We start from the raw sequence: 13,636 nt of genomic DNA, 5'->3' as shown, positions 1-13,636 counted from the left end.
GCACCTTCTGGCCAACTACGCGGGTTGCCTGCGTAGTTTCCGCGCGGTCAGGCATGGATTGTGTGCGGCGCAGGCATCCGGCCTCCATGTGCGAGGCGTGTCCTAACTCTGGACGCCACTATTCCTGCGGTTCGAAGGCCGGCATGATTGCCTCCAGCGTATTCGCCACGAGTTCGGTAATGGTTTCGCACGTATGCGCTTGAGGTTCTGCTCCGGCCTGCACGTGTTTTACCTGGTCGGTGAAGAGGATCTGGGCGCGGCCCAGGTTCTTGCGTGTGCTCGCGCTCGCGTGAAACGGAGTGTAAATATACGCGCAGTCGCACAGGACGTTGACCATACGGATGCCGATGCGGGCGTAGTTGAACCACTGCTCTGGTTCTACGTTTGCGTGGTTCGGATCCGCCCACGTGTTCACATCCGCGCGGGTGCGCACATAGTTGGCGCTCAACCGGATAGCGCGGCGCGCCCACGCGGCATTCACCAAGTGCTTCTCGACCTCAAGCAGGTTTTGCGGGCCCAGGGACTGTGGCGTGCCGGTGGTGTTCCCCGCCGGTTCTTGCGCCGCGGCTGGTTCTGGTGCGGTGCGTGGCGGCCGCTCTTCGTGTGCTTGCCCCACCTGAGTTTGTTCCACTTGCTCTTGCTGCACTCGTTCCAGTTGCTCGTGCTGTGCTTTCTCCAGTTGCTCGCGGGCTCGCGTGAGTAATGAACGCATTAACGCGGCCGTTTGCGACCCGGCGATGGGGGTGATTCGCGCAATGTCGAACCGTGCTTGTTCTAACCCGTAGTATGTTTCGGAAGCGAGGCGGGCTAGTCCGTCACTGGGGTCCGGGCTCACGTAGCGCCCCGTTGTGATCGCCACCCGGTGGGGGTTAGTGCGCTGCCACTGCGCGGGCGCGAGGCCACGTTGCCACTGCGCTAACCGCAGGTTCCGCAACGGTTCTTCCGCATGCTCTAACGCTTCGACCGTGGACGACAAGAGCGGGGAATGTGCAGTGTCCAAAGACAGAGTGGCCAATAACGCGCGAGCATGCTTAATCGCGTTCTCTAAATCCGCGCACGCCCGCCGGCCCAGCACCCAGCGTGACAACCACAGTTCTTGCCAAGCATCACGCAGCGCAGATTCAAACTCTTCCACGGTTGGTTGCGCGCGCGCAGGCGCTATCACCGCCGCTTCAGCGGATTCCCCAGTCCCAGTTTCGCTCTTGCGTTCTCTTTCAAAATCAGTGTTCGCCGCACCTAAGGGTTCATCCTCATTCGCGGCCTCGCGGGGCGCAGCCTCAACGGAATCGGCAGATTCCGCAGAAACAATAGAATCCGCATTCTCGGCAGACTCACTAATGTCGTCAGAAATAGTGGAGACCATAGACGCCGTTGAACTACTTGCAGAACCGGCAGTACCGCCAGAACTAATTGTCCCCGCCTCTGTATCTTCGTGCGCGTGCGACTGGGTCGAGTCGGCGTCTGAAGCGGCGGATGTGCGCGTCTTCACGGCGTACACCACGCCGGCCACTACCGCCACCCCTAGTGCCGCGCCTACAATCGCCACCGTGCCCACACAGCCCCCTTTTGCATCCTGGTATTCACCGCGCTGTTTCAACAGTTTAAGCAACCTTTGCCTGCAACCACTATCATAGAGGGTAATCCAGTAATCCCGTATGAGGGACCGCGCGAAACTAAGGAGGCACTGTGCCCACCGGTAAGGTGAAGTTTTTCGATGAAGACAAAGGGTTTGGCTTTATCGAAGGTGACAATGGAGAATCCGTGTTCTTACACGCATCCGCATTGAACGGTGGTTCGCCGCGCCCCAAAGCTGGTAGTCGCATAGAGTACTCGATTGTGGATGGGCGTAAAGGACCTCAAGCGATTACTGCTGAGGTACTACCTGAAGCACCTTCTATTCGAAAACTAAGGCGCCGGCGACCACAAGCAATGGTTGGGCTGGTAGAGGACTTAATTAAGCTATTGGACGGGTCCTCCCACCAACTGCGGCGCGGAAAATACCCAGACAATTCACGTAAAATCGCTGAACTTTTACGTGCTGTAGCAGATGATTTTGATGCCTAAAAACAATAAGCAGAACAACTCAAACCAAGTAGTGGAAAACGAGCACAACACGCCGCCCCCAGAGACTAAGAAAGCGGCGGTACCTGCCGAGCCTAAACGCGGAAGCAAAAGCGAAACTAAACGCGAAACCACGCGTGCAACCAAACGCGCCGGAGGGCCGCGGGTAGATAAAGTGCTCCAAAGTGCGTCAACGCAAGCGCGTGAACTCGCGTGCCAAAGCGTGCACCCGGAAGACATTGGGCAGCACATCGGTGACGTCGCCGAAGGGGAGAGGCTTCACACGCACTACTACGAATGCCTCAAAGAAGGTTACGTGGGGTGGCACTGGGCAGTGACCGTGGCGCGCGCCCCCCGGCAACGCCAAGTCACCATGTGTGAAGTGAACCTACTGCCCGGCAAAGGTGCGCTCCTGGCGCCAGACTGGGTCCCGTGGGAAGACCGTCTGGAACCATCCGACGTTACCCCATCCGACATTCTGCCCTACCAGAAAAACGACGAACGTTTAGAAGCGCGTGAAACCGAAGATGCCGCGCCGCTGAAACGGCCGCGTGAACTGTCGCAACAAGGGGAAGAAGAAACGGTGGAACGGTGGGAAACTAGGCGTCGCCGCCGTGCCCGCCGGGACGCGAAAGAACGGGCGGGCCGCTCGGGCGGACGGCGAAACCGCAAACGCTTTGAACACAATAACAAACCCCAGTTCGACGCCACCTGTGACTCCTGCGGGTTCCTACTCTCGATCGAAGGGAAGCTAGGGGACAAATACGGGGTGTGCTCAAATGAATGGTCCGCCGACGACGGGCGGGTCGTAGCGCTCAAACACGCGTGCGGTGCACATTCCGAAACGGGAATCAAAAACCAGCCGTCACAGTGGCCCATAACTCCCACGCACCTAGACGAAAACAACATTGAAGTACTGTCTTAACCTGCAGTAGGTACACTCTTTAACTCAGGTTAACGCTTCCGTCTGCCCGAGCGGCAAACTGTCCATAATGTGCCCACCCATTTCGAGAACAACCCGCGTGTTTGGCACACTAGGAGAGGTGGAAACTAAAGACACAGTGACACCCCCCAAAGTGGGCAAGATAGATTCCTTCTTCCAAATAACTGAACGCGGATCCACTTTCAGCCGCGAAATCCGCGGCGGATTCGTAACCTTCTTCGCGATGGCCTACATCCTGGTCATCAACCCGATCGTTCTCTCCACGGCACTGCCCAGCGACGGTTCCATCTCCATAACCGCGATCGCGGCCGGCACCTCCCTAATCGCCGGTCTCACCACGATCCTCATGGGCGTAGTGGCCAACTACCCACTCGCACTTGCCGCGGGGATGGGGCTGAACGCCATGGTGTCGTTCACGCTCGTAGTCGGTTCACACCTCACCTTCCAAGAAGCCATGGGGCTTATCTTCTGGGAAGGTGTGTTAATCACAATCCTGGTCCTCACGGGTTTCCGCGAGGCCATTTTTTCTGCCGTCCCGAACCAGTTGAAAACCTCCATCTCGGTAGGAATCGGCCTGTTCATCGCGTTCGTTGGCCTGCTGAACGCCGGCGTTATCCGCCCTGGTTCCGGCGTGCCCGTAGAACTCGGCGTCCACGGCTCGCTCGCAGGCTGGCCCGCACTCGTATTCGTAGTCGGCCTGTTCCTCACCATCATCCTGTACGTGCGCAAAGTTAAAGGCGCGATCCTAATCGGTATCGTCACGCCCACAACCCTGGCGGTACTAATCCAACTGGTGGCCAAACTCGGCCCCAAATCAGAAGACAACCCCACCGGCTGGGGCGTGTCCGTACCAGAAATCAAAGGCAACATCGTGTCCCTACCCGACTTCTCCTCGCTCGGGCAAGTGGACTTCTTCGGCGCATTCCACAAACTCGGGCCCCTAGCCGTGGTACTGCTCGTGTTCTCCCTGATGCTCGCGGACTTCTTCGACACGATGGGCACAATGGTGGCGATCGGCTCCGAAGCGGGCCTACTGGACAAAACCGGGACGCCACCGCGCACCCGCCAAATCCTCCTGATCGACTCCCTGTCCGCAATCGCCGGTGGGCTCGGTGGCGTATCCTCAAACACGTCTTTCGTGGAGTCATCAGCCGGGGTCGGGGAGGGCGCCCGCACCGGGTTCGCGAACGTCGTGACCGGTGGGTTGTTCCTCCTGTCCATATTCTTCGCCCCGCTCGTACAGCTGGTGCCCACGGAAGCAGCTTCCACCGCCCTCGTGTTCGTCGGGTTCCTCATGATGTCCCAGGTTGCGTCCATTAAATGGTCGGACCCGCGCATCGCAATCCCCGCGTTCATGACCATCGCGTTCATGCCGTTCGCCTACTCCATCTCGGTGGGGATCGGCGCTGGCTTCATCGCCTACATCATTGCGAACCTGGACAACAAAAAGAACCGCATCCACCCGCTCATGTGGGTGATCGGCATCCTGTTCGCCATCTACTTCATGCTCGGACCCATCCAAAGTCTGCTTGGCGTCTCATAGTCTTAAGAAAAGCGTATAGTACCCTTAAAAAAGAAGAATAAAATATTTCGTGGCCCAGCAAACGCTGGGCCACGAGTTTGCTCTGAGCTAAGACGATCCAACTGCCCTAGAAACATCAAACGCAATGTTGATAACCTGGCAACTACAGAGCCGCCAAATAACAGTGACACATGCACTACCGCCCCAAGAGCGTACGCATAGTGAACACATGCGCACAAGCGGTAACAGTTGAAGCTAAATATTGAAGGAGCCCGGGTGTCGTCCACTTTCGCATCATTAAAGTTCTTTAACTACCGGTTGTGGTTTGGTGCGAACATTGTGGCCTCGTCGGCAATGTGGATGCAGCGCGTAGCTCAAGACTGGGTTGTGCTAACCGTACTCACAAACGGGTCCGGTACCGCACTTGGCATCGTGACAGCCCTCCAGTTCATCCCCACCCTCCTGTTTAGCCCGTGGGCCGGCCTGATTGCCGACCGCATGAACCTGCGCCGCGTAGTGCAGCTGTGCCAATCCCTCAACGGCATAATGTCCCTAATACTTGGGATACTGATTCTTACTAACACTGCCCAACTGTGGCACGTGTACGTGCTGGCGTTCATATCGGGGATTATCGGGACTATCGATTCACCCGCCCGCCAAACATTCGTTTCCGAACTTGTGCCACTCAAATTCCTACCCAATGCTGTTGGGCTTAACTCGGCAGCGTTCAACGTGGCGCGGCTAATTGGCCCCGCCATCTCGGGCCTTGTGATCGAATGGGTTGGCCCCGGTTGGGTATTCGTAGTCAACTTCCTGCTGTTCTTTGGGCCCGTTATCGGAATTTTGCTCATGAGGCTGGGCGAACTTCACGAAATCGAACACGTGCCCCACGAGAAACACCAGATCCGCAAGGGATTTCGCTACGTCCGCAAACGCACGGACATCGTGGTGATCATGATTGTTGCCGGCATTGTGTCGGCGTTTGGGATGAACTTCCAGATGACCTCGGCCGTCATGGCCACGGACGTGTTCGGTAAAGGCGCGGGTGAATACGGGATTTTGGGTTCGTTCATGGCAGTGGGTGCGCTCATCGGGGCGTTACTGGCGGCCCGGCGTAAATACCCTCGGGTCCGGCTCGTCGTGATTGCCGCCGTCCTGTTCGGCATGTTCAACATTCTGCTGGGCATTGCCCCCACGTACGCGACTTTCGCGATCTTAGCGGTACCAACCGGGTTGGCGATGCTCACCATGGTCACGGCTGCGAACGCGGCGATTCAAGTGTCTACGGATCCGCAGATGCGTGGCCGCGTGATGAGCCTGTATTTGATGGTCTACCTTGGAGCCAACCCGATTGGCGCACCCATAATCGGGTGGATCGCGGACGTGGCGGGTGGCCGGTGGGCGCTCATTGCTGGCGGTCTGATTTCCATCACCGTTGCAGTTATCTGTGGCCTGTGGGCGGTACACTCTTGGGACGTGAGGGTGAAAGCACGGTTCAGCCGCCACCCCATCATCATGTACGGTCCGCGTGAACGCGCTGAAGACCGACGCCGCCGCCTAGAGGAAGAAAAAGAGCGGAAACAGAAGGAAGCGCAAGCGCAGCAGCAGGCGGAGTCGCAGCAGCAAGCTCAGGATAACGAGCAGCTACGAAGGGAAGAAGACGGGCAGCCACAAAGCGAAGAAAATGGGCAACGGCGAAGCGAAGACACTAAGGAACCGCTAGACGCGCAATCCGATCGCGTGGACGACCCCAATGACGCCCGTGGATGAATCTAGTGACGCCCTGGATAAGTGACGCCCTGGATAACCGTAACGACACCCTTGACGCTCCCGTGGATGACCCTACTGACGCGCACGCGTAGAGGACACGTTGTCTACTACCCAGTCAATGCACCTCAGTAGTGCCGTCACATCCGCGGGGTCTACCGCGGGGAACGTGCTGATGCGCAACTGGTTGCGCCCCAACTTCCGGTACGGCTCCACATCCACCACCCCGTTTGCCCGCAACACGCGGGCCACTTGAGCGGCGTCTACCCCCTCAAAATCAATGGTCGCCACCACCGGGGATCGCAGGGACTCATCCGCCACGAACGGAGTAGTGAACGGCCGGTTCTGCGCCCACGCATAAACCGCGTCAGTGCTGGTTTTAACTCGCTCAAAACACGCGTGAAGGCCACCGGCGTCTAGCATCCACTGCAGCTGCGCGTGCAGCATCACCAACGTCGCTAACGCAGGGGTATTCAAAGTCTGGTCTTTCTGCGCATTACGGACCGCAATATTCAAATTTAGGAACTGCGGCATCCACCGGTCAGTCAGCCGCTCCAACTGCGCGGCCCGTTCAATCGCCGCGGGCGACAGCGCCGCCACCCACAACCCACCATCGGACCCAAATGCCTTCTGCGGCGAAAAATAATACGCATCAGTTTGCCCCACATCCACCTCTACCGCGCCCGCCACCGACGTGGCATCAACCAGCACCAACGCACCCTCAGCACCCACCGGCCGCCGAACCGGTGCCAACACCCCCGTAGATGTCTCATGGTGCGGCCACGCATACACGTCCGCACCCTCAACCGGCTCCACCGTCGCTAACTGCCCCGCAGGCGCGTCAAAACGTGCCGGAGCGTCCAAGAACGGGGTGCGCCGAGCCTCATCGTAAAACTTGAACCCAAACTCACCGAACGTCGCAAACACGCTGCGGCGGTGAATCAAACTCGTGCACGCAACCGCCCAAAAAGCCGTGGCACCCCCGTTCCCAAGCACCACCTCATAATCAGCGGGAAGCGCAAACAAGTCACGCACCATCTCGCGAATCTGCGCAACCAGCGAACGCACCGGAGCCTGCCGATGCGACGTGCCCATCAGGCCACACGCCCCAATCTGCGCAATCGACTCCGCGCGAACCTTCGACGGGCCCGCCCCAAACCGGCCATCAGCCGGCAGAAGATGCGGGGGAATAACAGGGGAAGAAACTGCGTGCTCCATACCTTCCAATCTAAGCCAGCGCAGGGGAAAACCAGAATCTGTGCGGGTGTACACAACCCCCGCTGCCCACTGCCTCGCATTAAACGCCGCTGGCGTTACCTAAATCCGGTAAATATGGAAGCTGAAACGCAGTCCAATCATCGGGACGACAAAGGTCCCAATGTTGCACGTATCACGCCCGATGGACAGTTTTGCGCTGCGCGAAGTAAAACCTCGTGATAATACTGCAAGCATCTGGCAAACTGGAACAGTACCAGCAAGAAGGGGCTTCGAATGCGCGATCTAATCGACACGACCGAAATGTACTTAAAAACAATCTACGAAATGATTGAGGACGGCGTGACCCCAATGCGGGCCCGTATCGTGGAACGATTGGAACACTCCGGCCCCACCGTGTCGCAAACGATCGCCCGCATGGAACGCGACGGACTCGTAACAGTAGGGGAGGGGCGGGTCCTGGAATTCACCTCCGAAGGGCACGACCTCGCGCGCGAAGTGGTGCGCAAACACCGGCTCGCCGAACGCCTCCTACTAGACGTAATCGGACTACGCGTAGACCTCGTACACGAAGAAGCGTGCCGGTGGGAACACGTCATGTCGAAAGTGGTGGAAGAACGCCTCACCGGCCTGCTGCCGAATGCTGAATACGACCCGTACGGAAACCCTGTGCCCGGAGCTGGAAAGCTGAACGAAAAAGAAGTTTCCCTCGCATCCATTCGCGAAGCTGTGGGCGAAGGGGCGAGCGTATGCGGCCTAACTTTGTCGCGCCTCGGTGAACCCGCCCAAGCCGACGCGCAGGTGCTCGAAGAATACGCGAAACTTGGGGTAAAACCCGGGTGGGTGATGTGCGCGGAGTTTGCTCGCGGGCAAGTGCAACTGCACCCCAACGTGGATGGGCAGCAAAAAGATGAGTACGTCGCAGTCCCCGAGGTCCTGGAACCTCACGTGTTTGTGGAACGCAACTAGCAACGCGAGCGCTGGCCGCAAGAGTGTTTTTGACTGGGAAACAAGAGTGTTTTTGACCGGGTAAACGGGATCGCAACCGGGTGTGTGTGCGCGTTTCAAGTGGATCTATTCACATCCGTTATCAAGATGTGACAATTCCGTTATTTCTCGTATATTGTTATTCCTGTTGGGTTAATCAGGTCCCAACTCCTACTCGTTGAAGCCGAGGCTCCATCTGCTTCGAGTAGGAACCCGCAGAAAGGTGGAGCGCGGGGGACCCAAATGTGGGAAGCATCCCTTGGGGTGAAGCCAGTCTCTGGCGGAGAATCTCGATCTCTAACCCGACAGCTTACCTCGCAGGCTCGTTTCGAGGAGACTAAGACATAGTGGCAAAAAACGTGTATAAGGCCCGCCATCGGCGCGCATGCCGACCGGTAACGCCTTTGACGAATGCAAAACTTGGACAGCGTTCCGCAGCGGTCGTATCCGCAACCGGTATGGCCATCACAGCTGTAGGAACCGGTGTCGCTTACGCAACCCCTGACACGAACCTAGATCTAGGCAAAAAACCACTTGCGAACGTGACGATAGACCGCGCTGTTTCGCCGTCCGTTAACCCCGCTGTGGTTGCCCCCAAAGATGTTTCGTGGACAGTTTCAGATGAACTCGCCGTTGAAGTTCAAACCCCGCAGGTAACCACCGAAGCAGCTGAAGACGCGCTCGCTGGCCGCACCACGGCCGCAGACCGCGCGCAGCGCACGGACGCAGACGCAGGCGTAGCCGGTGCGGAGCACACGGCAGCTCCTGCCAGCACCGCGGGTGGCGCGGTTGGTATCGCCATGCAATACGTGGGTTCGCCCTACGTGTGGGCAGGGGAATCCCCCGCTGGTTTCGACTGCTCCGGCCTGGTGAAGTACGTGTTCGCACAACTGGGTTACAACCTGCCTCACTCATCCGGTGGAATCGGACAGATGGGCACCAAAGTTTCGGCAGCGGAAGCGAAACCCGGTGACATCGTTTACTACCCCTACGGCCACGTAGCGATCTACGCGGGTAACGGCATGGTCGTGGAAGCGCTCAATCCTGGTATGGGCGTGCAGTACGGCCCCGTGATGGGCGCCTACCACGAGTTCGTCCGACTGTAAGCACCCAATCGTAGCGAGAGATCTTTCTTAACCGCGGCAGTTGGGATAATTGAATCGTTGAGGGTCCGGTAGCAGCCGGACCCTCAAAACATTGTCAGCGCAACACGTGGCCGTACAACGCACGGAGGCCGGATGTTTGCGCGATCTAATCCGCCGGTTCAACTTCATCTTTGCTCGCGACGAGAATTTTCAGGGCAAAATAGAGTTAGGACTCTTTTAGGAGGCAGTAATGACCAGGCAACAAGTAATCTTGGTTGGCGTCGACGGTTCAAACCAGTCCAAGCGGGCGGTTGAGTGGGCCGTGTCGCTAGCGTTGCAAAACGGTGCAATGGTGCACGTGATCTGCACGTACGCGCTCGCGTCATACAGTTCCGCAGCGCTCGACGGTGGCTTCACCCCAACTGATGATGAAGCGTTGAAGAAGAACGCGCAGCAGGCCGTTGACGAAGCCGTGCAAATCGGCCGTGAACAAGGTGTCGACATGAGCGGTTCGATCGAACCGGGGGACCCCGCTGGCGTGCTCGTAGAAACGAGTCGAGAAGTCGACATGATTGTCGTTGGGTCAAAAGGAAACGGTGGGCTAGCCGACCGGTTACTCGGCACCGTTTCTTCCGCCTTGCCTGCGCACGCGCGCTGCCCCGTGGTAGTGGTGCCTCGCCACACATCCGGATCCCCATTCACCCCGGTTAAACGGATTGTCGTGGGCGTCGATGGGTCCGAAACGGCGTCGAACGCGCTCCGTGCAGCCGTGGATCAAGCACAGACGTGGGACTGTGAACTCACGGCCGTGGCTGCCATCCCGATGGCGTCCGGTACCGGCATGTTCGCGTGGTTACCTGCCACTGTAGACCGGGAGGCACTGACCGAGTCGATAACGGAAGGGTTAGACAGTGCGATTAACGAGGCTCTGGACGGCCGCAAGGTGGCGGTCTACCAACACGTGCTCGACGGCTCCCCAGCCGCACTGTTAACAGAATTCTCTACGGCTGTGGACCTGGTTGTCGTGGGGAACCGGGGCAAAGGTGGCTTCCAAGGTCTCCTACTTGGCTCCACCTCGCAAACAGTGCTGGCACACTCCACGTGCCCCGTTATGGTGGTGCCCTCCAGTAACGAACCCGACGAAGACGACGTGCCCTCGTGGGAACGCAAATAAACCAGGTCGGCCCATAAAATCCAACCGAATCGACAACACCAGTTCGGTTTACCGCGGGTAACACTGTTAAACTAGACCAGTTAGTTCCCCACTATCAAGACCATTGAGGTCATCGTGTCGATTGAGGCAGTTGAGGCATCGGGGTCATCAAGACCACCGGGGTTATCGAGTGGGGAAGTGGCCCTCGTAGCTCAGGGGATAGAGCACCGCTCTCCTAAAGCGGGTGTCGGACGTTCGAATCGTCTCGGGGGCACCACAACAACACACCGCAAATAATAAAGGACCCCTCCCACCGGAAGAGGGCAGGAGGGGCCTTTTGGTTTTAGAATCGACTTTGGGCCGAGACTATGCCTGGTTGCGGTCAGCGCAGTGTCTGCCCAGTTTCTTTATCGAAGTAGTACACGTCTGCCGGGTCAACGCTCGCGCGGTAAACACCCCCAGCAGCCGCAGAGTGCTTCTTCGGCAGCGCCATCGCAATCCGCTCCGGAGTGAAGGTGGGGACGTGTCCGGCCGCGCCATCACCTGGGGCGGGGGTGCCGTACACGAACGCTTGCGAACCGAGCAGCTCCACCAAGTCCACCGTTATCGTCAGAGCCTGCTCTGATTCTGATGCGGGACGCCACGCCTCCGGACGAATCCCCACCAACACGTGTTGCCGCGCCTTCTGTACCACGTCGCGCGGCACCTGCAGGCGCATCCCCGCGATCTGGATTGACCCGTCCGCCCCCAGGGGGCAGTCGAAAATAGTGATTGCCGGTGAGCCAATAAAACCCGCGACGAACGTGTTCACTGGGTTGGAGTACAGTTCCATCGGTGGCGCCACCTGTTGCAGCTGCCCATCGCGGATCACGGCCACGCGGTCACCCATCGTCATGGCTTCCGTCTGGTCGTGGGTCACGTACACAGTTGTGACCCCGAGCTCGCGTTGCAGCGCCGCGATCTCACCGCGCATCGTGACCCGCAGTTTCGCATCGAGGTTAGACAGCGGCTCGTCCATGCAGAACACCGCTGGCTTACGCACGATCGCCCGGCCCATGGCAACGCGTTGACGCTGCCCCCCAGACAGGGCCGCGGGTTTGCGGCCAAGCAGGTCGTCTAACTGCAGCAGTTTTGCCGCCCAGCTGATGCGTTCGTCAATCTGAGATTTCGGTACCTTCTTATTCTCGAGGGCAAACGCCATGTTCTGCGCCACCGTCATGTTCGGGTACAGGGCGTAAGACTGGAACACCATGGCCACGTCCCGTTCCCGGGGGCGCCGCCCGCTCATGTCTTTACCGTCTATCAGTACCCGTCCGGAAGTTACGGGTTCTAGGCCCGCGACCATGCGTAGGGACGTGGATTTTCCGCAGCCTGAGGGCCCAACGAAAACCACGCATTCACCGTCCTCAATGGTTAGGTCCAGCTGGTCAACAGCGGGTTTTGGGGCGCCAGAGAACTGCCTGGTCGCTTTGTCGAACGTAACACTTGCCACGAGGGAAGTCCTTTACATCTTTTAACTATGTTGATTAGTTGCAGTAACTGTTTGAAACCAGTTCTACGGGTGCTGCCACACTTGGCGTAGCAGCACCCGGCCTGGAGTTATTTCTTCAGTTTCGGTTTGATATCGCGGTCGATAATCGTCTGCTGTTCCTCATCGAGGGCCTTGAACGTGTCTGCCACGTCTGCGCCCTGCGCGATCTTATCTAGCGCAGCCCCGATCCGTGCGCCGCCACCGGGGACGAATGCGCGTCCCGCATCTTGCTTCTGCGTTTCAGGTAGCTGCTGCAAAGCCGTGTTGAAGTTCGGGTGTTCCTTCACGTAGTCCTTCGTTTCCGGTAGTTCAACCGCGGAGGTGCGCACCGGCATGTATCCGGTGGCCTGCGAGAACTTCACGGTGTTCTGCGCGTTTGTGATGAAGGCAATGAACTTCGCGGCTGCCTCTTGGTTCTTCGACTTCTTCGGAATTAACAGACCCGCCCCACCGGTGGAGGCACCGGGCACCCCTTCTGGTGCGGGGAGGAACGCGGTACCGATGTCTACGCGCCCATCTTTGGCTGCGTTCTGCAGTGACCCCGTGGATTCCAGCATGGCGGCGGCTTTACCGGAAGTGAACGTCACGGTCGCGTCTTTAGCAGCCGCGAAGTATCCGTCTTTGAACTGTTTTTGCAAGAACTCGCCGGCTTTAACAGATTCGGGGGAGGAGAGGTTCATCTCCCAATCTTTCGAGTAGGACCCACCCATGGACCACAGCATGCCTTGGAAGTACCAGTCCATGTAGGACGCGCCATCGGGAATCGACAGTGGGGTTACCCCGGAGAGTTCTTTCAGTTTCGGTGCGAAGTCGGTATCCCATTCTTCCCACGTCTTGGGGCCGCGGTCGGGTAGCCCAGCTTTCTTCCACAGTTCTTTGTTGTAGTAGAACAGGGGGGTGGAGCGAGAGAATGGTACGGCGTAGTGCGAGCCCTCAAACTTGTATTCGTCGTACAAACTTGGGACGTAATCAGCGGTGTCCGCATCGACCTTCTTCAGGAGGTCATCCAGTGGTGCGGCTTGACCTTGGAACGCGAAGTTGAACCATGTCACGTCCGATGCGATCGCCACGTCCGGCACCTGGGAGCCAGACAGGGCCGCGTTTAGTTTCTGCGCGACTTCTTCGTAGTCTTTACCCGCGTCGGTGAGCTTGACTTTAATATTCGGGTTCTCTTTTTCGAACGCCTTAATCAGCTCGGTTTCGGTTTCGCGGGAGTTCGCGGGGTGGTTTGACCAAAAATCGATTGTGACATCTCCGGAAGCGTCGTTTTGTTTAGTTCCGGAACCGCTTCCGCCGGCGCAGCCGCTGAGGACAAGTGCGCCAGCTGCGACGGTGGCGACGAGCATCTTTCTTAGTTTCATGATTTCCTTTT

The 13,636-nt window shown here is 58.3% G+C and carries 11 protein-coding genes, 1 tRNA gene and 1 riboswitch; of the genes, 8 read left to right on the top strand and 4 right to left on the bottom strand.

What is annotated here, in order from left to right; genetic code table 11:
• Positions 1–118: 118 nt before the first annotated feature.
• Positions 119–1,555, bottom strand: a complete 1,437-nt coding sequence (locus CJ187_RS05665) for a hypothetical protein (protein WP_146003097.1) — start codon at positions 1,553–1,555, stop codon at positions 119–121.
• Between the two features lie 131 nt (positions 1,556–1,686).
• On the opposite strand from CJ187_RS05665, the gene CJ187_RS05660 reads away from it, so the two are divergent.
• From CJ187_RS05660 to CJ187_RS05645, 4 genes are all read left to right on the top strand, one after another.
• Positions 1,687–2,064: a cold-shock protein gene (locus CJ187_RS05660; RefSeq protein ID WP_102216664.1), complete on the top strand. Its 378-nt coding sequence runs from the start codon at positions 1,687–1,689 to the stop codon at positions 2,062–2,064.
• Entirely contained in the window at positions 2,057–2,986 is a 930-nt protein-coding gene (locus CJ187_RS05655; RefSeq protein WP_102217046.1) for a DUF3027 domain-containing protein, read from the top strand. The genes CJ187_RS05660 and CJ187_RS05655 overlap by 8 nt, the downstream gene beginning before the upstream one ends.
• A gap of 118 nt (positions 2,987–3,104) precedes the next feature.
• Positions 3,105–4,547 (top strand): NCS2 family permease, encoded by a 1,443-nt coding sequence (locus CJ187_RS05650; RefSeq protein ID WP_233187365.1) that lies wholly within the window; start codon positions 3,105–3,107, stop codon positions 4,545–4,547.
• Positions 4,548–4,802: 255 nt separating this feature from the next.
• Positions 4,803–6,296 carry an MFS transporter gene (locus tag CJ187_RS05645; RefSeq protein WP_102216662.1) on the top strand — a complete coding sequence of 498 codons (1,494 nt, stop codon included), beginning with the start codon at positions 4,803–4,805 and terminating at the stop codon, positions 6,294–6,296.
• A gap of 72 nt (positions 6,297–6,368) precedes the next feature.
• Here CJ187_RS05645 and serC read toward each other — a convergent pair whose 3' ends face one another.
• Positions 6,369–7,511 carry a phosphoserine transaminase gene (gene serC, locus CJ187_RS05640; protein WP_102216661.1) on the bottom strand — a complete coding sequence of 381 codons (1,143 nt, stop codon included), beginning with the start codon at positions 7,509–7,511 and terminating at the stop codon, positions 6,369–6,371.
• Positions 7,512–7,784: 273 nt separating this feature from the next.
• Between serC and CJ187_RS05635 the strand changes: the two genes are divergently transcribed.
• The 4 genes from CJ187_RS05635 to CJ187_RS05620 all read left to right on the top strand — a co-directional run bounded on the left by CJ187_RS05635 (position 7,785) and on the right by CJ187_RS05620 (position 11,010).
• The gene (locus CJ187_RS05635; RefSeq protein WP_102216660.1) at positions 7,785–8,477 is read left to right on the top strand and encodes a metal-dependent transcriptional regulator; all 693 of its coding nucleotides are present in this window, start codon (positions 7,785–7,787) and stop codon (positions 8,475–8,477) included.
• Between the two features lie 219 nt (positions 8,478–8,696).
• Positions 8,697–8,835, top strand: a riboswitch (cyclic di-AMP (ydaO/yuaA leader).
• Between the two features lie 7 nt (positions 8,836–8,842).
• Complete coding sequence (locus CJ187_RS05630) at positions 8,843–9,601, top strand: C40 family peptidase (RefSeq protein WP_102216659.1); 759 nt, start codon at positions 8,843–8,845, stop codon at positions 9,599–9,601.
• Positions 9,602–9,830: 229 nt separating this feature from the next.
• A complete protein-coding gene (locus tag CJ187_RS05625; RefSeq protein ID WP_102216658.1) occupies positions 9,831–10,754 on the top strand; it encodes a universal stress protein in 924 nt (307 codons plus the stop codon).
• Between the two features lie 180 nt (positions 10,755–10,934).
• A tRNA-Arg gene (locus CJ187_RS05620) sits at positions 10,935–11,010 on the top strand.
• 105 nt (positions 11,011–11,115) lie between these two features.
• Here CJ187_RS05620 and CJ187_RS05615 read toward each other — a convergent pair.
• Together CJ187_RS05615 and CJ187_RS05610 are read right to left on the bottom strand one after the other, a co-directional pair.
• Positions 11,116–12,225 carry an ABC transporter ATP-binding protein gene (locus CJ187_RS05615; RefSeq protein ID WP_102216657.1) on the bottom strand — a complete coding sequence of 370 codons (1,110 nt, stop codon included), beginning with the start codon at positions 12,223–12,225 and terminating at the stop codon, positions 11,116–11,118.
• A 107-nt stretch (positions 12,226–12,332) separates the two neighbouring features.
• On the bottom strand, positions 12,333–13,625 hold the full coding sequence (locus CJ187_RS05610) for an ABC transporter substrate-binding protein (protein WP_102217045.1): 1,293 nt from the start codon (positions 13,623–13,625) through the stop codon (positions 12,333–12,335).
• Positions 13,626–13,636 lie beyond the last annotated feature (11 nt).

Origin of the sequence: Gleimia hominis (assembly GCF_002871945.2) — a bacterium.
Classification (GTDB): Bacteria; Actinomycetota; Actinomycetes; order Actinomycetales; family Actinomycetaceae; genus Gleimia; species Gleimia hominis_A.
This window is presented reverse-complemented; position numbering and strand designations above follow the sequence as displayed.